At 42.8% G+C, this 26131-nt stretch carries 18 protein-coding genes and 1 tRNA gene; 15 read left to right on the forward strand and 4 right to left on the reverse strand.

Translation table 11 applies throughout. From position 1 onward, the window contains the following. The 7 genes from purL to purB are packed head-to-tail and all read left to right on the forward strand — an operon-like array spanning window position 1 to window position 9478. Window positions 1–2226: a phosphoribosylformylglycinamidine synthase subunit PurL gene (gene purL / locus JFU01_RS00610; RefSeq protein ID WP_195855435.1), complete on the forward strand. Its 2226-nt coding sequence runs from the start codon at window positions 1–3 to the stop codon at window positions 2224–2226. Between the two features lie 14 nt (window positions 2227–2240). Next, a complete protein-coding gene (purF, locus tag JFU01_RS00615; protein ID WP_195855693.1) occupies window positions 2241–3704 on the forward strand; it encodes an amidophosphoribosyltransferase in 1464 nt (487 codons plus the stop codon). After that, window positions 3697–4749 carry a phosphoribosylformylglycinamidine cyclo-ligase gene (purM, locus tag JFU01_RS00620; protein ID WP_195855436.1) on the forward strand — a complete coding sequence of 351 codons (1053 nt, stop codon included), beginning with the start codon at window positions 3697–3699 and terminating at the stop codon, window positions 4747–4749. The genes purF and purM overlap by 8 nt, the downstream gene beginning before the upstream one ends. Beyond that, window positions 4749–5339, forward strand: a complete 591-nt coding sequence (purN, locus tag JFU01_RS00625; RefSeq protein ID WP_195855437.1) for a phosphoribosylglycinamide formyltransferase — start codon at window positions 4749–4751, stop codon at window positions 5337–5339. The genes purM and purN overlap by 1 nt, the downstream gene beginning before the upstream one ends. Further along, entirely contained in the window at window positions 5320–6873 is a 1554-nt protein-coding gene (gene purH, locus JFU01_RS00630) for a bifunctional phosphoribosylaminoimidazolecarboxamide formyltransferase/IMP cyclohydrolase (RefSeq protein ID WP_195855438.1), read from the forward strand. Before purN ends, purH begins: the two co-directional genes overlap by 20 nt. A 16-nt stretch (window positions 6874–6889) precedes the next feature. After that, window positions 6890–8170: a phosphoribosylamine--glycine ligase gene (gene purD, locus JFU01_RS00635; protein ID WP_195855439.1), complete on the forward strand. Its 1281-nt coding sequence runs from the start codon at window positions 6890–6892 to the stop codon at window positions 8168–8170. A gap of 3 nt (window positions 8171–8173) precedes the next feature. Further along, window positions 8174–9478 (forward strand): adenylosuccinate lyase, encoded by a 1305-nt coding sequence (purB, locus tag JFU01_RS00640; protein WP_195855440.1) that lies wholly within the window; start codon window positions 8174–8176, stop codon window positions 9476–9478. Window positions 9479–9702: 224 nt separating this feature from the next. Here purB and JFU01_RS00645 read toward each other — a convergent pair whose 3' ends face one another. After that, on the reverse strand, window positions 9703–9888 hold the full coding sequence (locus tag JFU01_RS00645; RefSeq protein ID WP_195855441.1) for a hypothetical protein: 186 nt from the start codon (window positions 9886–9888) through the stop codon (window positions 9703–9705). A 160-nt stretch (window positions 9889–10048) separates the two neighbouring features. Between JFU01_RS00645 and JFU01_RS00650 the strand changes: the two genes are divergently transcribed. Together JFU01_RS00650 and ypfJ are read left to right on the forward strand one after the other, a co-directional pair. Continuing rightward, window positions 10049–10121: transfer RNA gene (locus JFU01_RS00650), tRNA-Thr, on the forward strand. 435 nt (window positions 10122–10556) lie between these two features. After that, a complete protein-coding gene (gene ypfJ / locus JFU01_RS00655; protein WP_195855442.1) occupies window positions 10557–11480 on the forward strand; it encodes a KPN_02809 family neutral zinc metallopeptidase in 924 nt (307 codons plus the stop codon). A gap of 173 nt (window positions 11481–11653) precedes the next feature. On the opposite strand, the gene JFU01_RS00660 is transcribed toward ypfJ, so the two are convergent. Both JFU01_RS00660 and JFU01_RS00665 read right to left on the reverse strand, forming a co-directional pair. Beyond that, window positions 11654–13024: an FAD-dependent oxidoreductase gene (locus JFU01_RS00660; protein WP_195855443.1), complete on the reverse strand. Its 1371-nt coding sequence runs from the start codon at window positions 13022–13024 to the stop codon at window positions 11654–11656. A 314-nt stretch (window positions 13025–13338) separates the two neighbouring features. Next, entirely contained in the window at window positions 13339–16062 is a 2724-nt protein-coding gene (locus tag JFU01_RS00665; RefSeq protein WP_195855444.1) for a cation-translocating P-type ATPase, read from the reverse strand. A gap of 340 nt (window positions 16063–16402) precedes the next feature. On the opposite strand from JFU01_RS00665, the gene JFU01_RS00670 reads away from it, so the two are divergent. Further along, window positions 16403–18553, forward strand: coding sequence for a Tex family protein (locus JFU01_RS00670; RefSeq protein ID WP_195855445.1), 2151 nt, complete (start codon window positions 16403–16405; stop codon window positions 18551–18553). Between the two features lie 91 nt (window positions 18554–18644). Continuing rightward, entirely contained in the window at window positions 18645–19088 is a 444-nt protein-coding gene (locus JFU01_RS00675) for a SprT family protein (protein WP_195855446.1), read from the forward strand. A 49-nt stretch (window positions 19089–19137) separates the two neighbouring features. Here JFU01_RS00675 and JFU01_RS00680 read toward each other — a convergent pair whose 3' ends face one another. Next, window positions 19138–20106 carry an L-lactate dehydrogenase gene (locus JFU01_RS00680; RefSeq protein WP_195854564.1) on the reverse strand — a complete coding sequence of 323 codons (969 nt, stop codon included), beginning with the start codon at window positions 20104–20106 and terminating at the stop codon, window positions 19138–19140. A gap of 449 nt (window positions 20107–20555) precedes the next feature. Between JFU01_RS00680 and JFU01_RS00685 the strand changes: the two genes are divergently transcribed. The 4 genes from JFU01_RS00685 (at window position 20556) to JFU01_RS00700 (ending at window position 26060) form a co-directional block, all read left to right on the forward strand. After that, window positions 20556–21746, forward strand: a complete 1191-nt coding sequence (locus JFU01_RS00685) for an acetate/propionate family kinase (RefSeq protein ID WP_195855447.1) — start codon at window positions 20556–20558, stop codon at window positions 21744–21746. Between the two features lie 199 nt (window positions 21747–21945). Next, window positions 21946–23457 carry a glycerol kinase GlpK gene (gene glpK / locus JFU01_RS00690; RefSeq protein WP_195855448.1) on the forward strand — a complete coding sequence of 504 codons (1512 nt, stop codon included), beginning with the start codon at window positions 21946–21948 and terminating at the stop codon, window positions 23455–23457. A 24-nt stretch (window positions 23458–23481) separates the two neighbouring features. After that, window positions 23482–25320 carry a type 1 glycerol-3-phosphate oxidase gene (gene glpO / locus JFU01_RS00695; RefSeq protein WP_195855449.1) on the forward strand — a complete coding sequence of 613 codons (1839 nt, stop codon included), beginning with the start codon at window positions 23482–23484 and terminating at the stop codon, window positions 25318–25320. Window positions 25321–25352: 32 nt separating this feature from the next. After that, complete coding sequence (locus JFU01_RS00700) at window positions 25353–26060, forward strand: MIP/aquaporin family protein (RefSeq protein ID WP_198434169.1); 708 nt, start codon at window positions 25353–25355, stop codon at window positions 26058–26060. Window positions 26061–26131 lie beyond the last annotated feature (71 nt).

A 26131-nucleotide genomic window follows, 5' to 3' on the forward strand; every position in this document is an offset into this window, starting at 1 on the left:
ATGAGCCAAGAACTAAGTCCTCAAGCAATTAAAGAAAGTAAAATTTACCGGGAATGGAGCATGACGGATAAGGAATATGACATGGTTGTCGATATCCTGGGACGCTTACCCAATTACACCGAAACCGGACTATTTGCTGTCATGTGGAGTGAGCACTGTTCCTATAAAAATACTAAGCCTGTTCTAAGAAAGTTTCCTTCCCAAGGCCCACAAGTCTTACAGGGACCAGGAGAAGGAGCCGGTATCATCGATATTGGTGATGGTCAGGCGGTAGTTTTTAAGGCAGAAAGTCATAACCACCCCTCAGCTGTGGAACCCTATGAAGGGGCTGCAACTGGTGTAGGCGGGATAATCCGTGACATCTTCTCCATGGGGGCGCGTCCTATTGCCTTACTGGATTCCTTGCGCTTCGGCCCCCTTAGTCATCAACGGACCAAATATCTCTTCCATGAAATTATCAAGGGGATCGCTGGTTATGGAAACTGTATTGGGATTCCAACGGTTGGTGGGGAAATTGCTTTTGATGATTGCTACCAAGGGAATCCTCTAGTTAACGTCATGTGTGTCGGTCTCATGGATCAAAAGGACATCCAAAAAGGCCAAGCAGCCGGGGTGGGTAATACCATTATCTATGTGGGAGCTAAGACCGGTCGGGATGGCATTCATGGGGCGACCTTTGCCTCAGCAGAATTTAATGATGAAGAAGAAAGCCAACGTTCTGCTGTCCAAGTGGGAGATCCCTTTATGGAAAAACTCTTACTGGAAGCCTGCCTAGAAGTTATCCAAAACTGTCCAGATGAACTGGTGGGGATCCAAGACATGGGTGCTGCTGGGTTAGTTTCTTCATCATCGGAAATGGCCTCCAAGGCCGGAACCGGGCTAGTGCTAGATCTCGACCAAGTCCCTCAAAGGGAAAAAGGCATGACTCCCTATGAAATGATGCTATCAGAATCCCAAGAACGCATGCTTCTCTGTGTCAAAGCCGGTCAAGAGGATAAAATTAAGGCGATTTTTGACAAATACCAGCTTGAAGCGGTAGTGATTGGTCGGGTGACTGACGATGGACGTTACCGGCTCTTCCATAAGGGCGATTTGGTGGCGGATGTCCCCGTTAATGCCTTGGCTGAAGATGCCCCTGAATATGAACATGCCGTGATTAAACCAGATTATTACCAAGACCAAGCTCAAGACCAGTACCAAGCTCAAGAAGAAAATGCCAGTCGGATCTTACAAGGGCTACTCCAACAAGCGACCATTGCTTCAAAGGCTAAAGTCTACCAAACCTATGATTCCATGGTGAGAACCTCAACCGTGCTTGGGCCCGGGTCAGATGCAGCAGTTGTCCGCATTCGTGGGACTCAAAAAGCTTTGGCAATGACTACTGACTGTAATGCCCGTTATCTACGTTTAAACCCTGAACGTGGTGGTCAATTGGCAGTGGCTGAAGCGGCCCGGAATATTGTTGCCAGTGGGGGACAACCCTTAGCCATTACCGACTGCTTAAACTTTGGTAATCCTGATGACCCTGATATTTTCTATGAAATTGCCACCGCGGCTCAAGGCATTTCTGAAGCCTGCCGTCTCTTGAATACTCCAGTTATCTCAGGCAATGTCTCCTTAAATAATGAAAGTAATGGCGAGGCGATTTATCCAACTCCTGTTATTGGCATGGTGGGCCTGATAAAGGATTTAAGTCATGTTACTAGCCAAGACTTCAAGCATGCTGGCGACCTTGTTTATCTTCTAGGAGAGATTCGCCCTGATTTTAATGGGTCTGAATTACAAGTGATGGAAACTGGGCAAGTTTCTGGTGCCTTATTAGACTTTGATCTCGATCTAGAAAAGACTAACCAAGAAGCTGTTCTCAAAGCTATTCAAGCGGGCTATATCGCTTCAGCCCATGACATTAGTGAAGGTGGTTTGGGTGTGGCGCTTGCTGAATCCTGCTTCGGACAAAATTTGGGAATCGAGGCCAAGTGGGATAGAGCAGCCATTGATTTATTTGCTGAGAGTCCTTCTTGCTTTGTCCTTTCCGTCAAGCCTGAAAACCAAGCCGCCTTTGAAGCGTCTTGTGGGGCTAAGTTAACCTTATTGGGGCAGGTAACGGCTGAAGACCAATTTTATTTTGAAACCCAGAACCAAAGCCTTGACCTAAGTGTGAGTGAATTGAAGGAATTATGGGAAGGAGCCTTAGCGTGTCAGTTAGAAGAACAAGCCCATTCATAAAAGACCCCGACTATGTGACTACTTATATTGACCAGGAAAGCTATGACCTTCCCCATGAAGAATGTGGCCTTATTGGTATCTGGAACCACCCCGATGCTGCTCGGTTAAGCTTTTACGGTTTGATGGCACTCCAACACCGGGGACAAGAAGGAGCAGGAATTACTAGTCTTAAAGACTCGGGACGGATGCAGGATTTCCGTGGTTTAGGTTTAGTTAGTGAGGTCTTTTCTAATCAAGACCAGTTTCACTATTTGGAAGGTCGGTCTGCCTTAGGCCATGTCCGATATGCGACGGCAGGCGACCATTCATTGAATAATATTCAACCCTTCCTTTTCCACTTTTCGGATCGTGACCTGGCGCTAGCCCATAACGGGAACCTGGTCAATGGTCAATCTTTAAAGGAAGAATTAGAAAAACAAGGAGCTATTTTTCGCTCGACTTCAGATAGTGAAGTGCTTATGCACTTAATTCGCCGCAGTAAGGCGACTAATTTTAAAGACCAACTTAAAGAGGCCTTAGGTCAGATAAAGGGTGGCTTTACTTATATTTTGTTAACCAATAAGGGACTGGTAGGAGCTTGCGATCCCAATGGCTTTCGACCTTTAGTAGTGGGTCAGTTAGACAATGGAGCCTATGTGATGGCTTCAGAATCTTGCGCTTTAGACCAAATTGGAGCTAAAACTCTATTTGACGTTGAAGCCGGACAAGTGGTTTATATCACGGATGAAGGCATTGAGCGAGAATTCTACACCGAAAACCGCCACCAAGCCATTTGTTCCATGGAATATATTTACTTCGCTCGTCCTGATTCCAATATCCAACATGTCAATGTCCATACCGCCCGTAAACGCTGTGGGGAAATCTTAGCCCAGGAAAGTCCAGTTGAGGGAGCCGATATGGTGGTTGGAGTCCCTAATTCTTCTCTGTCGGCAGCCATGGGCTATGCCGAGGCTGCTGGCTTAGCCAATGAAATGGGCCTGGTAAAAAACCAGTATGTTGGTCGTACCTTTATCCAACCCAGTCAGGCTGAAAGAGAGCAGGGCGTCCGGATGAAGTTGTCAGCTGTTCGTAAGGTTGTGTCTGGCAAGAGTGTAGTTATGATTGACGATTCCATTGTCCGGGGAACGACTTCTAAACGGATTGTGGCCCTCTTACGTGAAGCGGGAGCCCGGGAGGTTCATGTCCGCATTGCCTGTCCACCGTTGAAGTATCCTTGTTTTTACGGGATTGATATTTCTAATACTAGAGAATTAATTGCTGCACAAAATTCAGTTGAAGAAATTTGTCAATTGATTGGGGCTGATTCTCTGGCCTTTCTCAGTCAAGAAGGTCTGATTAAAGGCATCGATTTACAAGGCCCTGGCAAGTATCAAGGTCTATGTATGGCTTATTTCAATGGCGATTACCCGACTGAATTATATGACTATGAAAAAGAATACTTAGAGTCTTTACAGGAAGAGGAGGTTAACCATGACTAATGCCTACCAAAATGCTGGAGTAGATGTGGAAGCCGGTTACCAAGCGGTAGAACGAATTAAAAAGCAAGTCGCTAAAACTTGGCGACCCGAAGTAATGGGAGCGATTGGCAGTTTTGCTGGAGCCTTTTCTTTAGCCGACTTTGACTATGAAGAGCCTTGTTTATTAGCTGGCACGGATGGTGTCGGCACTAAATTAATGTTAGCTATCCAATCTCAGCGTTATGACACCATTGGTATCGACTGTGTGGCCATGTGTGTGAATGATATTCTCGCCCAAGGCGCTCAGCCCTTGTTTTTCTTAGACTACATCGCGGTGGGCAAGAACCATCCCGCCGTTATTGAGCAGATCGTTAAAGGAGTAGCTGAAGGCTGCCAGCAAGCTGGCGCTGCCTTGATTGGTGGGGAAACTGCAGAAATGCCCGGCATGTATGATAGCAAGGATTTTGACCTGGCTGGCTTTGCGGTCGGTATTGCTGAAAAGAAAAAACTCATATCTCCCCAAAAGGTTAAAGAAGGGGATATTCTCCTGGGCTTAGCCTCATCTGGCTTACATTCTAATGGCTATTCTTTAGTGCGAAAAGTCTTTTTTAAAGATAATGATTTTTCTTTAGATAGCCACTTAGAAGAACTGGGTCCCGACCGTAGCCTAATTGATGAATTACTTATTCCTACTAGGATCTATGTGAAGACTGTACAAAGCTTAATTGAGCGTTCACTGATCCATGGTATGGCCCATATCACTGGTGGGGGATTTATTGAAAATATTCCTCGTATCTTAGCAGACGGTTATCAAGCCCAGATTCAATTAGGCTCTTGGCCTATCTTGCCTATTTTTAAGGCTTTAGAAAAGTATGGTCAGCTCGATTCGATAGAAATGCTAAATATTTTTAATATGGGGATTGGCATGGTCCTAGCCATCGATCCGGCTCATATTGATGAAGTTGAGGCTGTCTTACATGACCAAGGGGAGTCAACTTACCGCATAGGTCAGATTAAAAAAGCTAGTGATGTAAAAGAAAAAATTATATTTGAGGGGACATTATGATGCGATGTGCAATATTTGCTTCAGGACAGGGCAGTAATTTTCAAGCTTTAGTGGAAGCCTTTCAGGACCTTCATTCTGAGATTGAGATTGCCTTTCTCTTTTGTGACCAAGCTGGAGCTTATGTTTTAAAACGAGCTCAAAATTTACATATTCCCGCCTTTCAATTTAGTCCAGCTGATTTTTCCAGTCGCCAAGACTATGAAGAAGCCCTAGTCGATCTCTGTCAGAGGCATCACTTGGATTACATTTTATTGGCAGGTTATATGCGGCTGATCCACCAGCCATTACTCCAGGCTTATCCTAACCGGATTATTAATATTCATCCCTCCCTCTTGCCTAAGTTTCCCGGCCGTCATGGGATTAGGGATGCCTATCAGGCGGGAGTATCTGAAACTGGGGTAACGGTCCACATTATCGATGAAAATATCGACCAAGGAAAAATTCTCGCCCAAGAAGCTGTAACTATTGATCCAGCATGGCAGTTGGAGGACTTGGAGACAGCCATTCATACAATTGAACATCAATTATATCCTCAAGTAATTTTAGAATTAGTCAGAAAGGAAATGAATCATGGCAAGAGCATTAATTAGTGTATCTAATAAGGAAGGTTTAGTAGAACTCGCCCAAGCCTTCAAGGAGGCTGGGATAGAAATCATTTCAACCGGGGGGAGTAAAAAGCACCTAGAAGCAGCTGGTATTGAAGTCATTCCTGTTGAAGAAGTGACTGGCTTTAAGGAAATGTTAGATGGGCGAGTAAAAACCTTACATCCTAATATCCATGCTGGAATCCTCTTCCAAAGAGACCATGCTGACCATGTGAAAACCATGGCTGATAATCACTTACAAGCCATTGATTATGTAGTGGTGAACTTCTATCCCTTTAAAGAAACCATTAGTCAGAGCCAGGTTTCATTAGCTGAAGCGGTGGAAAATATTGATATTGGTGGTCCTTCCATGGTGCGTGCCGGAGCCAAAAACTACCAGGACGTCACCGTGCTTACTGATCCTAAGGACTATGCCACTGTCATCGATTCCCTTAAAGAAAAACAGGCGACGACTCTTGAAGACCGCCAACGTCTAGCAGCTAAAGCTTTCCGTTTGACAGCTGCCTATGATGCATTAATTGCTCAGTATCTCACCGACCGTTTTGAAGAGGAAAAACCTGAACGATTAACCTTAACCTATGAATTAAAAGAAACCTTACGTTACGGGGAAAATAGCCAACAAGAAGCTGAATTTTATCAAGCGCCTTTAGCTGATGACTATAGCATTAGCCAAGCTAAACAATTAAATGGAAAAGCCTTATCCTATAACAATATCAAAGACGCCAATGCGGCCCTAGCGCTGATTGCTGAATTTGACCAACCCTGTGCCGTGGCCCTCAAACACATGAATCCATGTGGGGTAGGGATTGGTCAAACGGTTGAAGAAGCCTTTGAACGCTGTTACCAAGCCGATTCCATGTCCATTTATGGAGGGATTGTTGCTGTTAATCAAGAAGTCTCTAAGGACCTAGCCGAAAGACTGCATAAAATTTTCTTAGAAATTATTATTGCACCAGCATTTAGTGAAGAGGCCTTAGAAGTGCTCAAGACCAAAAAGAACTTACGCCTATTAGAAGTGAAGGGCTTTGATCATAAGCTCTCTCCTGCCAAGGAATATGTTTCCGTTATGGGTGGCCTCTTAGTCCAAGACCAAGATATCCCTGCATATGAAAATCACGAACACTGGCAAAAAATGGGCCAATATGATGTCGATCCCCAAGATTTGCCTGCTTTAGAATTAGCTTGGAAAGTGGTTAAACACGTTAAATCCAATGCCATTTTGGTCGCCAACGGCCATCAAACGCTAGGTATTGGAGCTGGACAAATGAACCGGGTTGGCTCAGCCCAATTAGCCATTGATGAAGCCTTGGCTAATCCATTTGAAGTTGACCGCAACCGTTTAGTTTTAGCTAGTGATGCCTATCTACCAATGGCTGATACCGCAGAACTAGCGGCTCAACATGGCATTAAAGCCATTGTTCAACCGGGTGGCTCTATCCATGATGATGATTCCATTGCCGTGGTTGACCAAGCCAAAATTCCTATGTTGAAAACTGGTATGCGGCATTTTAGACATTAATTTCAGGAGGAAAACTATGAAAATATTGGTCATTGGTTCTGGTGGACGGGAACATGCCTTAGCCCTTAAATTTAAGCAAGATACAAAGGTTTCTGAAGTCTACTGCGCTCCTGGGAATCCTCTGATGGCTAAGGATGGCATCCACTGTCAAGACATTAGCATGGATGATTTTCCGACTTTAATTGATTTTGCTCAAGAAAATAATATCTCCTGGACCTTTGTAGGCCCTGAAATTCCTTTATTTAATGGTATTGTTGATGCCTTTCAAGCGGCTGGATTACAAATCTTTGGTCCTAGTCAATCGGCTAGTCGCCTAGAGTCTTCCAAGCACTTCGCTAAGGAAGTGATGCAGGCTCAGGGAGTGCCAACCGCTGCTTATGCAGCTTATAATAATTTGGCCCAAGCCCAGGCGGCAGTAAAAGCAGCGGAATTTCCTCTTGTGATTAAGGCAGATGGTCCTGCCGCAGGCAAGGGGGTTAAAATTGTCCAAGACTTGGCTAGCGCTTTAGAATTCTTGGAAGAAATCTTTAGTGACAATCGTTATGGTAGTCAAAATGAAGTAGTTATTGAAGAATATCTGGAGGGAGTAGAATTTTCCTGCTTCTCTTTGGTTGGCAAAGGGCAAGTTCTCCACTTACCGCTGGCCCAAGACCATAAACGGGCCTATGATCATGACCGAGGCCCTAACACGGGAGGTATGGGGGCTTACAGTCCTGTTCCTTTTGTCAGTCAATCGGTCTTTAATGATGTCGTTAACCGGATTGTTGAACCGGTCTTAAAAGAGATGGCCGCCAGAAATTGCCCTTATTATGGGGTCTTGTATACGGGCCTAATTTTAACCCAAGAGGGGCCCAAGGTGATTGAGTTTAATACTCGTTTTGGGGACCCAGAAACCCAAGTGGTCTTACCTCTTTTAGGGGAAAATTTTGCTGGGGTCATTGATGACTTGTTACATGGAAGACCAAGTCAACTCACTCGGGAAGCAGACCAAGTGAGTCTGGGAGTGGTTCTTGCAGCTGAGGGTTATCCAGGCACTTATCAAAAAGGCATGATGCTGGATGAATTGATTACTAAGCTTCCTGATGAACTACAAGTCTATGGGGCTGGAGTTGACTTGCGAGATGGGCATTATATAGCCAAGGGTGGTAGAATTCTAATGCTGGTAGCTAAAGGGTCATCTTATGAAACTTGCCGTGATCAAGTTTATCAATTTTTAGGTCAACACCCGATAGCAGGGACTTTTTACCGCAAAGATATTGGCCATTGGGTATTAGATAAGAGAGAGGAAGTCGGATAATTCATGTTAGAACGTTATACCTTGCCGGAAATGGGGGCTATTTGGTCCCTTGAAAATCATTACCAAGCTTGGTTAGAGGTTGAAATTTTAGCTGTTGAAGCGTGGAGTGAATTAGGTGTGATACCTCAAGCAGATGCCCAAGCCATTCGTCAAAATGCTCGCTTTGATGTGGACCGTATCAGCGAAATTGAAGCACAAACCCGCCATGATGTAGTTGCTTTTACTCGCTGTTTGTCTGAATCCCTAGGAGCAGAGAAAAAATGGGTGCATTATGGACTAACCTCGACCGATGTTGTCGATACCGCCCAAGCCTATCAATTAAAACAAGCTAATCGTCTCATTAAAAAAGACTTAGACCAGCTTTTAGAAATTCTAAAAGAAAAAGCTTTAACTTATAAGGACACTGTATGTATGGGGAGAACCCATGGGGTCCATGCCGAACCAACGACATTTGGTCTAAAAATGGCACGTTTCTATGCTGAAATTAAGCGAAATATCGAACGCTTTAACCACGCAGCTAGAGGTGTTGAAGCGGGTAAAATTTCTGGTGCAGTGGGCACCTATGCCAATGTCCCTACTGACATTGAAGCTTATGTCTGTGACCATTTAGGCATTCGTCAGCAAGATATTTCTACTCAAGTTTTACCACGTGACCTTCACGCAGAATACATCGCTAGCTTGGCTTTGATTGCAACCAGTGTTGAGAATATGGCCACTGAAATTCGTCACCTACAAAGATCAGAAGTCCATGAAGTAGAAGAGTCCTTTGCCAAAGGGCAAAAGGGATCGAGTGCTATGCCCCATAAGCGTAATCCCATTTCTAGTGAAAATGTTACTGGTTTAGCTCGAGTTTGTCGTGGCCATGTGGTGACTGCTTATGAAAATGTCTCCCTCTGGCATGAACGTGATATTTCTCATTCTAGTGCCGAGCGTATTATCCTAGCTGACACGACCATTCTAGTAGACTATATTTTAAATCGCTTCAGCAAGGTTTTGAAAAATCTGAAAGTCTTTCCAGAGAAAATGCTGGCTAATATGCAAGCAACTCATGGCCTAATTTATAGCCAACGCTTATTATTAAAGCTAGTCGATGCTGGTCTGTCACGGGAAGCAGCATATGATCTGGTACAACCATTAACCGCTAAGTCCTGGGACCAAGGTCAAGATTTTAGGAGTTTAGTAGAGGGTTGTCCAGAAATTACTGACCACCTGAGTCCAGAAGCTATCGATGATGCTTTTGACTACCACTATCATTTGCGCCGTGTCGATGAAATCTATAAGAGACTGGGTTTGATTTCTGCTGAGTAGAGGCGGACTAGTTAAGTCGATTAAAATAAGAAAATATATACATAAGAAGAGTCTGTGACAAAAGACTCAGTTACTTTTTAAAATGCGAACTATCTATTCAAAATGTGTTCCAAAAGTCAGCCCTGACGTCCACTTCACGAACTATGTGCGATAGGCTCCCGCCTATCTTCCATAGTTTGTTCCAGTGGTTCAGGGCTTTTTTGACTTTTGTCACACTCGCTTTATTACAATATTTGCTTTGCATAGTCATATAATTTAAGGGCTATACCTAAGCGCATGTTTTCTAATTTACTGTCATACTTACGATAATTATCCAGCGATTGTGTGGCAATACCAGTGGCCTTAGATATTTGATAGCTAGTAATATCGCTTTTTAGCAGTTCTTCGATTTTGCTAACGTCTATAATCATTATCATCTCTTCCTTCTATCAAATGTAAAGCAGACAAGTAAACAACAAAAATATAAATAAAATAAATTTATTCTCTTCTACTTACTCTGTTTTTTTAAAACAGACTTGCTTTTTAGACCAGGATAATGCTATACTAATGGAGTTGACTCCTAAGTCACAAGCCGAAATAGCTCAGTCGGTAGAGCAGTGCATTCGTAATGCAAAGGTCGTAGGTTCGATTCCTATTTTCGGCATTTTGAGAAAATCAGAGAATATTAGAGAAAATCAAAACGCTGATATATCAGCGTTTTTAATTTTAGAAATATTAAGAAAACAATAGAAGCTGAATTAATTTTGCACTCTGGAGGGGCCAAAAAGTGAGAGTACAAATTTAAGTTTAACATTTTTATTAATACAACAGCTAGATTATTTTGTATAATGGGGAAATTAAAGCACCACATCAGGTGCTTTTTTATTATTTAGTTTGGACCATTTGTTGACTTTACACAGATTTTTACAGCTTAATGAATATAGAAGATAATCCTCTACTTTTTTATCCGTATCTTATTATAGAAAGAAATTATTGTATTTATCATTCGTTAAAGGAAGGGCTTACATGGTATAATGGAATTAGCAATAAGTTATAAGATATTTCAAACGGTAAATAAAAGAAAAAGCAGGTGTATAGTATGAAATGGGAGGATTTACGTCGCAGTCGGAACGTCGAAGATCGCAGGGGACAGTCGACTGGTCCCAGACGGTCGAGTGGTGGCTTAGGAAACTTACTGAGTCTCTTATTCTTAACCCGAGGTGCCCCGCGTTGGCTGATTATCTTGATTTTGGCCTTTACTATTTTTGGTGGTGGCTCCCTCTTAGGGGGCGGATTGGGTAATAGTGGCAGTTCCACCGGTTCAGAGCCTCAAACAGAAGAAGTTAGTCAGGATGGAAGTCAGCAGGCAAGTGATCAAGAAAAAGAATTCCTGTCTGCGGTTTTAGGCAGTACTGAAGATTTTTGGCAGCAAAAATTTGCTGATTATGGTAAAGACTATGAACCAGCGCGTTTGGTACTCTATACTGACCATGTCCAAACTGGGGGCTGTGGTTTTGGTAGCGCTCAGGCTGGACCGTTTTATTGTTCAGGAGATAAAACCGTTTATATCGATTTGTCTTTCTATCGAGAATTAAAGAATCGTTACCATGCTCCAGGCGATTTTGCTATGGCTTACGTCTTGGCCCATGAAGTTGGCCACCACATTCAAACCGAGTTAGGGACCATGGCAAAATATCAATCTGCTATCCGTCGGGCCAGTGAAGAGGAGAAGAATGCTTTATCTGTTCGTTTAGAACTTCAAGCAGATTATTACGCTGGTGTTTGGGCCCATTATGCTGAAGACCAAGGCCTACTCGAAGCGGGAGATATCGATGAGGCCATGCAAGCGGCCAATGCGGTGGGGGATGATACCCTACAAAAAGAAGCTTATGGTCGGGTAGTGCCAGATAGTTTCACCCACGGATCAGCTGCTCAGCGGCAAGCCTGGTTCCAAAGAGGTTATCAATACGGAGACTTAGAACATGGAGATACATTTAATACACGATTAGATATCGAAAAATAATAGAGCGTGACAAGCGCGTCAGAAGGGAAGACCGCTGGAGCGAAAAGTCGAAAGAATTCACGCAGAGAATTCCTCGACAGGTCGTGGTGTGGTTGCTTGTCTTGCGCTTGGAACAAGTATAAAAAAGGCAGGGCTCAAAACCCTGCCTTTTAATTAACTTAGAACTACTTAAATTACATAAATAACATTTTATCGGATCCGTAGGTACGTCCTAAAGCTTGCATTGCTAAGACGTTAATTGGATGCCATGGGCCATCAAATTCTGGTTGGAAGAAGAAGTCTTGGGCTTCAAGTTCTTCTAAAGTCATCTTATGATCAATAACAACTGACATAATGTTACCTAATTCGCCAACACTGCCTTTTGACATGAATTGGGCACCAAGCACAACATGAGACTCTTTGTCAAAGTTGATTTGCATGTAGACGGTGTTATTGTCGTCATTTAATTCGGTAAAGAAGGTTGGGCGTAAGCGCGCGGTGACATACTTACTGTCCACTTCACCATCATACCAGTCAGCATTGGAATCTTTGATTCCTGAAGTAGAGAATTCATAGTCGAATAAGTGTAGACCAGAAGTCCCTGATACTGGACGGATGGTTGCTTCTTCACCTAAAGCATTTTTAGCTGCGACAATACCTTGGCGACGAGCGGTAGAAGCTAAAGCATAGGAAACTTTCTTACCTGTTGGGCTAAATGGTACTAGGGTAGCATCCCCAGCAGCGTAAACGTCTTTTACTGAAGTTTCATGTTTTTCATTGACTTCAATAAAGCCTTTTTGGTCCATATCAACTAAACCTTCTAACCATTTGGTATTAGGTTTGATACCGATAGAAACAATCACGGTGTCAGCTTCATAGGTATTCTTGTCAGTAACGACTGCACTGACTTTACTATCCTTAGTTTCGAAGGATTGAACCCCTTCACCACCATGGAAAGTTAAACCGTGGGATTCAGCATTCTTGGTTAAGATATCAGTAAATTCTTCATCTAAGTAGGTGGGTAAGATGCGGTCTTGGAAGTCAATGACTGTGGTGTCAATTCCTGCTAGGGCGTAAGCTTCAGCCGCTTCAATCCCAATGTAACCACCACCGACAACAACGACTTTCTTAGCGTCTTTCATACGGTCATGAACTTTTTGTGCCCAGTCACGACCACGGAGATAAAAGACATTTTCAGCATCAACGCCGTCAACAGGTAGAGGGGTTGGGATGGCACCAGGGGAGAGGATTAACTTGTCATAGTCATCTGTCCGTTCACCTTCTGGGGTTTTAACGGTAACCGTCTTAGCGTCGCCATCAAAGGAAACGACTTCGGTATTGACCATAATATTTATGCCTTGTTCCTTATATGAAGCCTCATTAGCGTAATGTAAGTCATCTAATGATTCAGATTCGCCTTCTAAGTAGGATTGAATCCCACAGGATAGGAAGGAAGCGGTTGAACCTGCTTCATATAAATTAATTTCTGCATCTGGTTGCGCTTCAAGAATCGTTTGAGCGGCTTCATAACCAGCATGCGATGTACCAACAATAGCGTATTTCATTGATATACCTCCATTTTTTATCAGCGATTAACAGCTGATTAACTTTTTAAGTAAAACAAACTCACTCTGACGTAAAATTTTTACCTACAAGTTCAGTCTATACCTAATTAGTCCATGGGCTAAATGAAATGCTCATGATTCAGTTAAAAACCCAAAGTCTGCCATCTTAGGGGCTAAAATGATACAAAAAATGTATTTAATTGATAAATTATAGTTCAAAACTTTCTCTAATTATTAAGAGTCAAAGAAAAAACGAGGCTTATGATTGTTTAAAATCATAGCCTCGTTTTTATTAGTCACTTGTAAAAGTCAGATTATTGTTTTTTATTTTCTTCCCAGTTCTCTGCTAGTCCAGTGGAACGTAGAATGAATTTCACAATTTCTACGTAAACAATAATGGAAAGCGAAGCGAGAATGACTACTGTCCACATCATTGGCGCATTAGGGTCACCAACCAAATGCACAGTTCCGAAGGCATCATTTAGGCCTGGAACAAAGACAGTAACAAGTAGGAGGGCAGCCGATGCAATCGTCGCAATGTTTAACCACTTATTAGCAAATGGATTGCTTTGGAATAGTGATTTGTGAACGGAACGACTGTTGTAAGCATGGGCTAATTGGATGAACGACAAGGTTAAGAATGCCATGGCTTCTGCATCTGGTAATTCATAGCCCAGACGATATTTAGCTAGCCAGAAGACAAAGAGGGTAATCCCACCTTCGTAAATTCCTTGGTAGATAATGGCTGGTAAAACACCACCGGACAAGAGGTTAGTCTTGCGTCCTCTTGGTTTATGTTCCATCACGTCTGCTTCAGGACCTTCAAGACCTAGAGCAATGGCTGGGAAAGTATCGGTCACTAAGTTAATCCATAAGATATGGATAGGTTCTAGAATTTGCCAGCCTAGGATAGTAGCGATGAAGAGGGTCATCACTTCTCCTAAGTTCGCTGATAGGAGGAATTGAACCGCTTTTTGAATATTGGCAAAGACCTTACGTCCTTCTTCAACAGCGGTAACAATGGTCGCAAAGTTGTCATCGGCAAGGACCATGTCCGAAGCCCCTTTAGACACTTCAGTTCCTGTGATCCCCATACCAATACCGATATCGGCTTGTTTTAAGGAAGGCGCATCGTTAACCCCGTCACCGGTCATAGCAACGACTTTATTATGGGTTTTTGATTGCCAGGCTTTAACAATTCGTACCTTATGTTCAGGAGCTACCCGGGCGTAAACAGAGAATTGTTCGACCTTATCGGCTAATTCTTCATCGGAGATGGTATCCAAGTAAGCTCCGGTAGTTACAGCACTCTCATCATTGCTGTCGTCAATAATTCCTAAACGTTCAGCAATGGCTGCTGCAGTAATTTGGTGGTCACCAGTAATCATCACGGTCCGGATACCTGCATCCTTAGCAGTAGCGATGGAGGCTTTGGCTTCTGGACGTTCAGGGTCAATTTCTCCGACCATACCAGCGTAAATCAAACCACGTTCATGCTCTTCACTAGTATATTCATCAGCTTCTTGGTCTAAGAATTTAAAGGCCATCGCTAAAACCCGAAGTGCTTGACGAGCCATACTGTCGTTAGCATCTAAAAGTTTTTGACGGTAGTCTTCCGTCATTTCTTTAATTTCGCCATTGTCATAGTAGTAATCACAGTTAGCAATCAAGACATCAGGAGCCCCTTTAGTCATCACTGTAAATTGACCTCTATCTTGGTGGTCAGGTGCAGTTGGATGGACGGTGGTTGACATTTTCCGCTCTGAGTCGAATGGAATTTCACCAACCCGGGGTTGTTCATTTAGTAAGGCTTTGACATCAAAGTCTTTGTCGAGGGCAAATTGAATCATAGCGGTTTCGGTTGGGTCACCAGAAAGATCGCCATTATTGGTTAGGGTGGAGTCATTATCCATGACCATCACCTTAAAGACTGGTTCCTTGAAATCAATTTGGTCAGAGGCGTCATGGAGTTCACCATTATAGTATACCTTTTCGATGGTCATCTTGTTTTGGGTTAAGGTACCGGTCTTATCGGAACAGATAACTTCGGTTCCCCCTAAGGTTTCCACTGCTGGAAGTTTTCTTACTAGGGCATTGCGGTCAGCCATTTTTTGGGTACCTAAGGCTAAAATAATGGTTGAAATCGCTGGTAAGCCTTCAGGTAGGGCAGCAACAGCAATAGAGATTGAAACCAGTAGCATTTCAACCCAGTCATAAGTTTCCATGAAGAGGCCAATCACGAAAATTAAGACAGCGATAATAACAATGGCCCAAGTTAAGAACTTGGTCAGGTCATTCATATCTTCTTTAAGTGGGGTTAATTTTTCGTCGGATTCTTCAATCATGGTCGCAATATGGCCCACTTCGGTATCCATAGCAGTCGCTACCACGATCCCTTGACCACGGCCATAGGTTACATTCGTTGATGAGAAGGCCATGTTCAAGCGGTCACCTAAAGCGGCGTCTTCCGGAACGGTTTCTAGGGATTTAGTTACCGGGACTGATTCACCGGTTAGGGCAGCTTCTTCAATTTGTAAGGAATTGACTTCAGTTAAGCGCAGGTCTGCAGGAACGACATCGCCAGCTTCTAAGACGACAATATCACCTACAACGATTTCGCGTGAGTCAATCTTAATCGAGTCGCCATCACGAATAACATGGGCTTGGGGGGATGACATATCCTTTAAGGAAGCAATTGCGTCTTCCGCCTTGTTTTCTTGGATAACTCCCAAGACGGCATTAATTAATACCACTGCTAAAATAATAACAGCGTCCACCATGCCTTCAACACCTTCAAGCACAACAGATAGAGCTGCTGCAATTAAAAGGATAATAATCATGGCATCTTTGAATTGATCAAAGAATTTTTGTAGGGTGGTCCGGTTTTCCCCTTCTTGAATCTCATTAGGACCATCTTTTTCTAAGCGGGATTTGGCTTCTGATGAGCTTAGCCCACTTTGCCGTGAGGTTTGTAGAGTATTTTCTACTTGGTCAACTTCTTGAACAAAGAAATTACTCTTATCACGAGTTTCTACCATCAAATTCACTCCTCCAATATAAATATTTATCATAGTAGTAAAAAAGACTTATACTACATTCCTGTAGCATAAGTCTCACCATTTAAGATAGCACCAGCAGGGCCTCTGCTTGATTACTGTTGTTGATACTATCGCAGCGAACTGCTGGTTACTCCCTTATGTGCTTTTACACTAAGCTATGCAATTATTATAAGCTAAAGGCGCCTTGATTTCAATTGCCAGCACTAGAGAAAGTCTTGAATGATTGGGCTTAGTCTCTCAGTGATCGCTAGAGCTGATAAAAGCCATGGACAAGAAGGGCAAGTCAAGTTATAGTAAATAGGTTGAAAGGGGGAGCTTTATGACTAATCAATTAATCGAAAAGTTGCAGCAAGAACTGCCCGATTATAAAAGCTATCAAATTGAAAATGTAATTACTATGCTTAATGAAGGCAATACGGTACCCTTCATTGCTCGCTACCGTAAAGAGCGAACCGGCTCCTTAGATGAAGTAGCCATTCAATCGATTCAGGAGGCCTATGAATACCAAGAACATTTAGAAGAACGCAAAGAGACTATTATTAAAGCCGTTGATGAGCAGGGCAAATTAACTGATGCCTTAAAGAAGGAAATTCTAGAAGCCGACCAATTACAGGCCTTGGAAGACTTATATGCTCCCTATAAGAAGAAACGGCGGACTAAGGCCACTAAGGCAAAAGAGCAGGGTTTAGAGCCCCTAGCGGACTGGTTAAAGACAAACCCACTCTCCGGGTCGATTGAAGAAGAAGCTGAAAAATATATCAATGACCAGGTAGATTCGGTAGAAGCGGCCCTAGACGGAGCCCACGAGATCCTGTGTGAATGGATTAGTGAAGTGGCTAAGTATCGTTCCCATAGCCGGCAATATGTCTGGGAAAAAGGCTATTTAGCTAGTAAAAAGCGGTCCCAAGCCGAAGATGAAAAAGAAACCTATGCGATTTATTATGACTTTGCTGCCCCGCTAAGTGAGCTCAAATCTTACCAGGTCCTAGCGATTAACCGGGCAGAAAAAGAAAAAGTGGTCAGCGTTTCTTTAGACATTAAGACCGAGCCTTTGATACAAGCAATCAGTGCTGATTTAATAGCTAAAGATTCAATCGCTGTCCCTCTGCTAGAAAAGGCTATCGATGATAGTCTGGATCGTTTCCTTTTACCGCAAGCCTTTCGTGCCATTCGTACCCAGGTCACAGAAGCGGCAGAAGACCACGCCATCGATAATTTTAGTGAAAACTTGAAAAATCTATTGATGCAACAGCCTTTAAAGGGGCAAGTAGTATTGGGATGGGATCCAGCCTATCGTACGGGTTGTAAGTTAGCTGTTTTAGATGAAACTGGTCAGGTTTTGGACAAAACCGTGGTTTATCCTACACCGCCACATAATAAAAAGGAAGCTGCAGCAAAGACGGTCACAGACTTGATTGAAAAATATCACATTGGCATTATTGCGATTGGTAATGGGACAGCCAGCCGGGAATCGGAAGAATTTGTCGCCCAAATGATCCAAGACAATCAGTTAAGTTGTCGCTATACCATAGTTAGCGAGAGCGGGGCGTCAGTCTACTCAGCCAGTGAAATTGCCCGTAAAGAATTTCCTGATTATCAAGTAGAAGAACGCTCAGCAGTAAGTATTGGTCGTCGCTTGCAGGATCCTCTGGCAGAATTGGTAAAAATTGACCCTAAAGCAATCGGTGTCGGTCAGTACCAACATGACGTGAACCAGACTAAATTAAATGATCAATTAGACTTTACCGTTGAATTAGTGGTTAACCGGGTGGGTGTGGAGTTAAATACCGCTTCAGCCTCACTCTTGAGTCATGTCGCTGGTCTTACCAAGACGGTTGCTAAGAATATCGTGACTTATCGAAACGAAAACGGAAAATTTGAATCCCGTAAGGACCTACATGATGTTCCGCGTTTGGGACCAAAAGCCTTTGAACAAGCAGCTGGTTTTTTACGGATTGCAGAAGGAAAGAATTTCCTCGATAATACCGGTATCCACCCTGAGTCTTATGCCGTAACTGAAGCCATCCTAGCTGCTGATAACATTGACCCGAATACTATTAGAGATGATGACATCCATTTAAAAATTAAAAATTGGAATATTAATCGCCTTTGCCAAAAGTATGACATAGGTCGAGAAACCCTAAAAGACATCCAAAAAGCGCTCTTAGTTCCAGGGCGTGACCCCCGTAGTCAAGTGGCAGGCCCAGTGCTGCGCCAGGATGTCGTCCAACTGGAAGACCTCAAGCCAGGTATGGCTTTACAAGGGACAGTTCGTAATGTGGTCGATTTTGGCGCCTTTGTTGATATAGGGGTTAAGCAAGATGGTTTGGTCCATATTTCAAAAATGAGTCATCATTTTGTCAAAGATCCCCAAGCTGTCGTTGCGGTGGGAGACATCATTGATGTTTGGGTGGATTCCGTTGATGTTCAAAAAGGGCGCATCGGCCTAACGATGTTGGCACCTCAATAATAAGGTGTTGATGGTTTGAGATATTTCTTTCCAGAATGAGAGGCATCAAGAAATTTCTTTTAAGTCGAGGGCCTTTAGAAAGGAAAGTAAAATGAAAGAGCAAGACTTAGAACACTTAGTTAGAAAAATGGCTGCCCAAAATTTTGCTTTTTCCTTTCAGGGACAGGTGACTTGGAATCCGCGCTTGCGCACGACAGGAGGGCGTTTCATTCCCCGCCAAGATCGTTTAGAATTCAATCCCAAAGTCTTAGAAATTTTAGGGAAAGATACTTTAATAGGAATCATTAAGCATGAGCTTTGTCATTACTATTTATTTCATAGGGGGCAGCCTTACCAGCATAAAGATAAGGCCTTTAAAGACTTACTTAAATCAGTTGACGGCTTACGCTTTACTCCAGCTTTAGGGGATAATGTCCCCAGATATATTTATCGTTGTAAGCGCTGCGGTCAAAAATATTATCGTCAGCGAAGGATGAATATAAAAAAATACGCTTGTGGGAAATGTCGAGGCCCCATAAGTCTCATCGATCGCTAAAAAAGAGCGTTGGGAAAACCCAGCGCTCTTTTAACTGCTTTGTGAGTCACTACTTATCTTCTAGTTTTGCAAAGGAATCTTCGATAATTTTACGCATCGCATTGGCTGAGTTATCCATGAAACCTTGTTCACGTTCGGTTAATTCTAATTCAATCACTTGTTCAATCCCTTGACTACCTATAATCGCAGGCGTACCAATATAGATATCGTCTTGTTGGTAGTTATCTTCAAGCAGGGCCGAAACGGGTAGGGTAGCTCGCTCATTATTCAAAATAGCCCGACAGATACGGTTGATACAACTACCGATACCATAATAGGTAGCTCCTTTACCGTTAATAATGTCATAGGCCTTATTTCTTACATAGTCGGTAATTTCATCTTGACGGGCTTGTTGGTCAAGGCGGTTATCGCTGGTAGCAAATTTCTCAATGGGTTGGCCACCAACAAGAACGTGAGACCATGCACCAAATTCTGTATCACCATGCTCACCGAGGATATAAGCAGTCACATCACGGGGATCAACATCTAAGGCCTTGGCAATTTCAACTCTAAAGCGGGCACTATCGAGTGAGGTACCGGTACCGATTACTTTTTCACTTGGGAAACCAGAGAATTTCCAAGTGGCGTAAGTTAAGATATCAACTGGATTGGAAGCTACTACAAAAATCCCATCAAAACCGGAGTCGACCACTTGACCAACCATGTCTTTAAAGATAGGTAAATTTTTGTCGACTAAGTCGAGACGGGTTTCTCCACCTGGTTTTTGAGGAATACCAGCAGTAAAGACAACAATATCGGCATCCTTACAGTCTTCGTAGGTCGCTTGGAAGATGTGTTTACGCGGAGAGAAAGGCGTAGCGTCTTCTAAATCAAGAACATCACCATAGACCTTTTCCTGATTGATATCGATGATACCTAGTTCACGGCCAACACCAGTAATGACATTGTGGTAAGCAAAAGCTGATCCGACAGAACCATCACCGATTAAAATAATTTTAGCATCATGAATTTCTGACATACAATTCCTCCTATCATGAATTTGTGAATAATATAGCTATATATTATCTAAAATGGTTAACCTACACTTATAATGTAACCGTTTGCAGAAATTTTTACAAGTTTATTTAATTTTTTTATTATTTCTTTCTCAGAATAATGAAAAATACTTTAGCAAGTGCTTGCTCACTTAAGCTATAGAGGCTGCTTGCTTGCTGGATATTGAGCGATTACCATCTAGGCAAAATTTCCTTTATTTTCAGGCGGACTTATTTGCCAATTTCAGGCCTAATCGTTATAGTAAACGTGTAGGAAAGCTATTTTTCCTATAATCTAGGCGAATCTGCTATAAGTGATTAGCTATTGTTCTAGGAGATATTTACTAGGGCAATTCTTGTATTTATAGCAATGTAAGCGCCTATTTTATGATAAAATAAGCTTGTGTAAAATATCTAAAAAAGGAGTTCATATATGTCTAAAGTATTTGCTTTAAATGCTGGATCATCCAGTTTAAAATTTTCTATTTATGAAATACCTAGTGAAGAAGTTGTTGCTTCTGGTGTGATTGACCGTATTGGTCTAGGTGATTCCAATATTACCATTAAATATAATGGTGAAAAGCACCAAGACGTTAAAGATGTGATGGATCATGACCAAGCAACTAAAACTTTATTAGATAAGTTAGAAAGCTTGAACATCATTGAAGATTACGATGAGATTGCTGGTACCGGTCACCGCGTCGTATCCGGTGGTGAAAAATTCAAGGAATCAGCTCTGATCGACGAAGAAGGCCTCAAAATAATTGAAGAGGTGAGTGAATATGTACCACTTCATAACCCCGCTGAAGCGCAAGTCATCCGTGCCTTCAAAGAATTACTTCCTGACAAACCAGCAGTCGCTGCATTTGATACTTCATTCCATACAACTATGCCTGAAAAAGCATATCTTTATGGAACTCCTTATGAATACTATGAAAAATATGGTGCGCGTCGTTATGGGGCTCACGGCACCTCACATAAATATGTTTCCCAACGTGCTGCAGAATTAATGGACAAATCCGTTGAAGAGGTTAACATCATTACCTGCCACATTGGTAATGGGGCTTCGATTACCGCTGTTCAAGGCGGCCAATCCATTGACACGTCCATGGGCTTCACCCCAGTAGCAGGGGTTGTTATGGGGACCCGTTCAGGTGATGTCGATCCTTCTTTACTGGAATTTGTTATGCGTAAAGAAAATCTAAGCATGGAAGAAATGCTTGCCGTTCTTAATAATAAATCTGGTTTATTAGGCATATCAGGGGTATCTTCTGACATGCGTGACGTTGAAGCAGCTGCTGACCAAGGTAATGAACGGGCAAAAATTGCCTTAGAGGTTTATGTCAATGCAGTTAAACGTTACATCGGTTCCTACTTATTCGAATTAAATGGAGCGGATGCCATTGTCTTTACAGCTGGTGTGGGGGAAAACTCTCCAGAATTCCGTCAAGCAGTCCTAGAAAATACTGATAGATTAGGTATTGAATTAGACAAGGAACGTAACGAATCTGTTGAAGAAGGTTTAATTTCAACCGATGATTCTAAAGTGCAAGTCTTTGTCATCCCAACTGACGAAGAATTAATGATCGTTCGTGATACGGTTCGTTTAGGAAATATTAAATAAACAAACTGACTTCAAGCAAGTAGCTCAGGCTGCTTGCTTTTTATTGTCTCCTGAAAAAAACATTATTGTTTTCAAAAATTGCCTTTATTGGGCTTTTATAAGAAAAATTCCAGTGATAAAAACAATTTACTGTACAAAATGTAATCGCTTTCACTATAATGACCCTAGTTGGTGTTTTCAGCTAAAAGGAGGCTGTGAAATGGAAGAATACATTTTAGCAATAGACCAGGGAACAACAAGTACACGAGCCGTGATTTATAATCACCAAGGGGAAAGTATCGGTTCCTATCAAAAGGAATTTGACCAAATCTTTCCTAAGCCTGGTTGGGTGGAACACAATGCCAATCAAATTTGGAACTCTGTCCAGTCAGTCATTGCCGGAGCCTTTATTGAGACGGGAATTAAGCCGCGTCAAATCAAAGGAATTGGGATAACCAATCAACGGGAAACGACGGTAATTTGGGACAAGGAAACTGGGCGTCCTATTTATAACGCCATTGTCTGGCAATCGCGTCAAACTAGCAGTATAGCTGACCAACTCATCGCTGATGGCCATAAAGACATGATTCAAGAGAAAACAGGTTTGGTGGTTGACCCATATTTTTCAGCGACTAAAATTCGTTGGATCTTAGACCAGGTCGATGGCGCTCAAGAGCGAGCAGAAAATGGAGAATTACTCTTTGGGACCATTGATACATGGATCGTCTGGAAATTAACCGACGGCGCGGTCCATGTGACGGATTATTCGAACGCTAGTCGGACCATGCTGTTCAACGTGAAGGATTTAGAATGGGACCAGGAAATCTTAGACTTATTAAATATTCCACGTGAACTCCTGCCTGAAGTCAAATCCAATTCAGAAGTTTACGGCAAAACGATTCCTTTCCACTTTTATGGTGCGGAGGTTCCGATTGCTGGAATGGCGGGGGACCAACAAGCTGCCTTGTTTGGTCAACTTGCTTTAGAGCCAGGTATGGTGAAAAATACCTACGGCACGGGTGCCTTTATCATTATGAATATGGGGTCTGATTTTCAAGTCTCAGAGAATAATCTGTTGACCACTATCGCCTACGGAATGAATGGAGAAGTCACTTATGCCCTAGAAGGATCGATTTTTGTGGCCGGTTCAGCGATCCAATGGCTCAGAGACCAAATGGGTTTGATTGAGGACTCCCCTCAGTCAGAAGACCTGGCTAAACAATCTAAAGATGATGATGAGGTTTATGTGGTACCCGCTTTTACTGGCCTCGGAGCACCTCACTGGGATTCCAGGGCACGGGGAGCCGTTTTTGGTCTCACTCGGGGAACGAACCGCAATGACTTTGTTAAGGCGACTTTGCAGTCTTTAGCCTATCAGACTCGGGATATTATCGATACCATGGAACTAGATACAGGTATTGATATTAACCTATTAAAGGTCGATGGCGGAGCTGCTATGAATGATTATCTTATGCAATTCCAAGCGGATATTCTAGGTATTGAAATTGCTCGGGCTAAAAACCTAGAAACTACTGCCTTAGGTGCCGCATATTTAGCAGGCTTAGCAGTGGACTTTTGGAAAGATACTGATGAATTGAAGAGCTTACAAAGTACTGGACAAAACTTTACCCCTTCAATGAATAATGCCCATAAAGAACAACTTTATCGTGGTTGGAAACAGGCAGTAAAAGCCACCCGCGTCTTTACAGCAAATGAAGAAGAAAGAGACTAAAGCTTATGATGGAGGTATTATCAGATGACATTTTCTGTTAAAAATAGACAACAAGCTCTGACCAAATTACAAGAACGTACCCTAGACTTATTGGTCATTGGCGGCGGAATTACTGGAGCAGGGGTAGCCTTGCAAGCAGCAGCGAGTGGTTTAGAAACCGGTTTAATCGACATGCAAGATTTTGCAGAAGGCACCAGTAGTCGGTCCACCAAGCTAGTCCACGGTGGTATCCGCTATTTAAAAAACTTTGATGTGGAAGTGGTTGCCGATACGGTTAGTGAACGGGCAGTCGTTCAACAAATTGCCCCTCACATTCCTAAACCTGACCCGATGGTTATTCCCATCTACGATGAAGAGGGCGCTACTTTTACCATGTTTCGCTTGAAAGTAGCTATGGACCTCTATGATTCCTTAGCTGGGGTGAGCGATTCTAGCTATGCCAATACCGTTCTATCCAAAGAAGAAGTTCTCCAACATGTGCCAGGTTTAAAAGAAGAAGGCTTACAAGGTGGAGGCCAATATCTAGACTTTAACAATAGCGATATCCGTTTAGTGATTGAAAATATCAAAAGAGCCCACCAAGATGGTGCCCTAGTTGCTAGTCGAGTAGAAGCGATCGGCTATCTTTACGACCAAGAGGGCAAGATCAATGGCGTAAAGGCACTGGATCATTTAAGTAATGAAAGCTTTGATATTCATGCCCGCTATGTCATTAATACGACCGGACCATGGAGTGATGAAACCCGCAATCTCGATGAAGAAGACAACCGTATCGAAATGATGCGTCCTACTAAAGGGATTCACCTGGTTATTGATGCCAGCCGTCTAAAAGTTAGTCAGCCAGTTTATTTTGATTCGGGTTATGATGATGGACGGATGATCTTCGTCATCCCTCGGGAAGACAAGACCTATTTTGGTACGACTGATACCGACTACCGGGGAGATTACAAACATCCTCAAGTAGAAGAAGATGATGTTAACTATCTCATTGGTGCTGTCAACAATCGCTTCCCTGAGGCTAAGATAAGTATCGATGATATTGAGTCCTCCTGGGCTGGTTTAAGACCCCTAATCGCTGGCAATAGTGCTTCTGACTATAATGGTGGAGACTCAGGTAAAATTAATGACCAAAGCTTTGAGGATTTAATTGCTGTGGTTAAGGGTTACTTAAATGAAGAAAAAACACGAGACCAAGTGGAACGTACTGTCGCTAACTTGGAAGGTTCCCTATCAGAAGAAACTCTAGACCCTTCTCAAGTATCACGGGGGTCTAGTCTAGAACGTGATGATAACGGACTAATTACCCTAGCCGGTGGAAAGATTACCGACTACCGGAAGATGGCTGCCGGGGCTATGGAAAAAATTATTAAGCTCCTCAAAGAGGAATACGATAAATCCTTCCGCCTAATTAATTCAAAAACCTATCCTGTTTCTGGTGGGGAAATTAATCCGGCTAATATCGAAGGAGAGTTCTCCTCTTATGCTCAAATGGGGGTAAAAAGAGGTTTATCTAAGGAAGAAGCTTATTATCTAGCAGCCTTTTACGGATCTAATGTGCCTAAGGTATATGCCTTAATTGACCAAGTGCCAGAGATTGAAGGCTTGTCTTTAGCTGAAACCATCATGCTCTACTATGCCCTAGAAGAGGAAATGGTTCTTACCCCTGTTGATTACTTTTTACGTCGGACCAACTACATGCTCTTCATGCGTGACCGCTTAGACCATTTACTTGAACCAGTCGTTCAAACCATGAGTGATTATTTTGACTGGGATGATCAAAGTCGTCAAGCTTACCAAAAGGAATTAGAAGAAGCACTGGCCAAAAATGACCTAGTTTACTTAAAGAAGAAGGCTAATGGCTAATAAGATAACGATTTGATAGAGGAGGAAGTAGGATGGCGACAGAAGTAATCGGTGAGTTTTTAGGGACACTCATTTTGGTCCTTTTAGGGGATGGGGTTTGCGCTAATGTCAATTTAGCACGGACCAAGGGACATAATGCTGGCTGGTTAACCATAACAATTGGCTGGGGCTTGGCGGTTATGGTGGCTGCCTATGCTTCAGGTTATTTAAGCCCTGCCCATCTTAATCCAGCAGTGACTATTGCCTTTGCGATTGAAGGTTCGACACCATGGCCCTCAGTGCCCGCCTATATTATTGGGCAAATGCTAGGTGCTTTCTTAGGGGCAGTGATTTTATGGCTTCATTATCGGGATCATTTTAATGTAACAGAAGATCCTGACATGATATTAGGAAGCTTTGCTACCGCTCCTGAGATTTATGCACCAGCTAACAATTTAATCAGTGAGGCGATTGGGACCTTTATTTTAACTTTTGGAATCATGTCCTTTGCTCAAAATGACCTGGCTCCTGGTTTGTCTACTGCCTTGGTAGGGGGATTGATTGTCAGCATCGGGGCTTCCTTAGGAGGGCCGACGGGTTATGCGATTAATCCAGCCCGCGACTTAGGGCCTCGAATTGCCCATGCGATTTTACCAATCCGTCATAAAGGTGATTCAGACTGGTCATATGTCTGGATACCTGTTATTGGACCAATCATTGGAGGTGTGCTAGCTGCCATTGTCTTTCAGTGGATCCCCTAATGATTGGTAATAATATTTATAAAGAAAGATTTTATAAGCAGTAAAAAAGGCCTCACTTTAAGATGTGAGGC

This window comes from Aerococcus sp. Group 2 (genome assembly GCF_905125285.1).
GTDB lineage: Bacteria > Bacillota > Bacilli > Lactobacillales > Aerococcaceae > Aerococcus > Aerococcus urinae_E.

Excerpts from the sequence above, each read along its gene's own strand:
- purL (WP_195855435.1), top strand. The coding sequence starts at position 1 with ATGAGCCAAGAACTAAGTCCTCAAGCAATTAAAGAAAGTAAAATTTAC.
- purM (WP_195855436.1), top strand. The coding sequence starts at position 3,697 with ATGACTAATGCCTACCAAAATGCTGGAGTAGATGTGGAAGCCGGTTAC.
- purN (WP_195855437.1), top strand. The coding sequence starts at position 4,749 with ATGCGATGTGCAATATTTGCTTCAGGACAGGGCAGTAATTTTCAAGCT.
- purH (WP_195855438.1), top strand. The coding sequence starts at position 5,320 with ATGGCAAGAGCATTAATTAGTGTATCTAATAAGGAAGGTTTAGTAGAA.
- purD (WP_195855439.1), top strand. The coding sequence starts at position 6,890 with ATGAAAATATTGGTCATTGGTTCTGGTGGACGGGAACATGCCTTAGCC.
- purB (WP_195855440.1), top strand. The coding sequence starts at position 8,174 with ATGTTAGAACGTTATACCTTGCCGGAAATGGGGGCTATTTGGTCCCTT.
- JFU01_RS00645 (WP_195855441.1), bottom strand. The coding sequence starts at position 9,888 with ATGATTATAGACGTTAGCAAAATCGAAGAACTGCTAAAAAGCGATATT.
- ypfJ (WP_195855442.1), top strand. The coding sequence starts at position 10,557 with ATGAAATGGGAGGATTTACGTCGCAGTCGGAACGTCGAAGATCGCAGG.
- JFU01_RS00660 (WP_195855443.1), bottom strand. The coding sequence starts at position 13,024 with ATGAAATACGCTATTGTTGGTACATCGCATGCTGGTTATGAAGCCGCT.
- JFU01_RS00665 (WP_195855444.1), bottom strand. The coding sequence starts at position 16,062 with ATGGTAGAAACTCGTGATAAGAGTAATTTCTTTGTTCAAGAAGTTGAC.
- JFU01_RS00670 (WP_195855445.1), top strand. The coding sequence starts at position 16,403 with ATGACTAATCAATTAATCGAAAAGTTGCAGCAAGAACTGCCCGATTAT.
- JFU01_RS00675 (WP_195855446.1), top strand. The coding sequence starts at position 18,645 with ATGAAAGAGCAAGACTTAGAACACTTAGTTAGAAAAATGGCTGCCCAA.
- JFU01_RS00680 (WP_195854564.1), bottom strand. The coding sequence starts at position 20,106 with ATGTCAGAAATTCATGATGCTAAAATTATTTTAATCGGTGATGGTTCT.
- JFU01_RS00685 (WP_195855447.1), top strand. The coding sequence starts at position 20,556 with ATGTCTAAAGTATTTGCTTTAAATGCTGGATCATCCAGTTTAAAATTT.
- glpK (WP_195855448.1), top strand. The coding sequence starts at position 21,946 with ATGGAAGAATACATTTTAGCAATAGACCAGGGAACAACAAGTACACGA.
- glpO (WP_195855449.1), top strand. The coding sequence starts at position 23,482 with ATGACATTTTCTGTTAAAAATAGACAACAAGCTCTGACCAAATTACAA.
- JFU01_RS00700 (WP_198434169.1), top strand. The coding sequence starts at position 25,353 with ATGGCGACAGAAGTAATCGGTGAGTTTTTAGGGACACTCATTTTGGTC.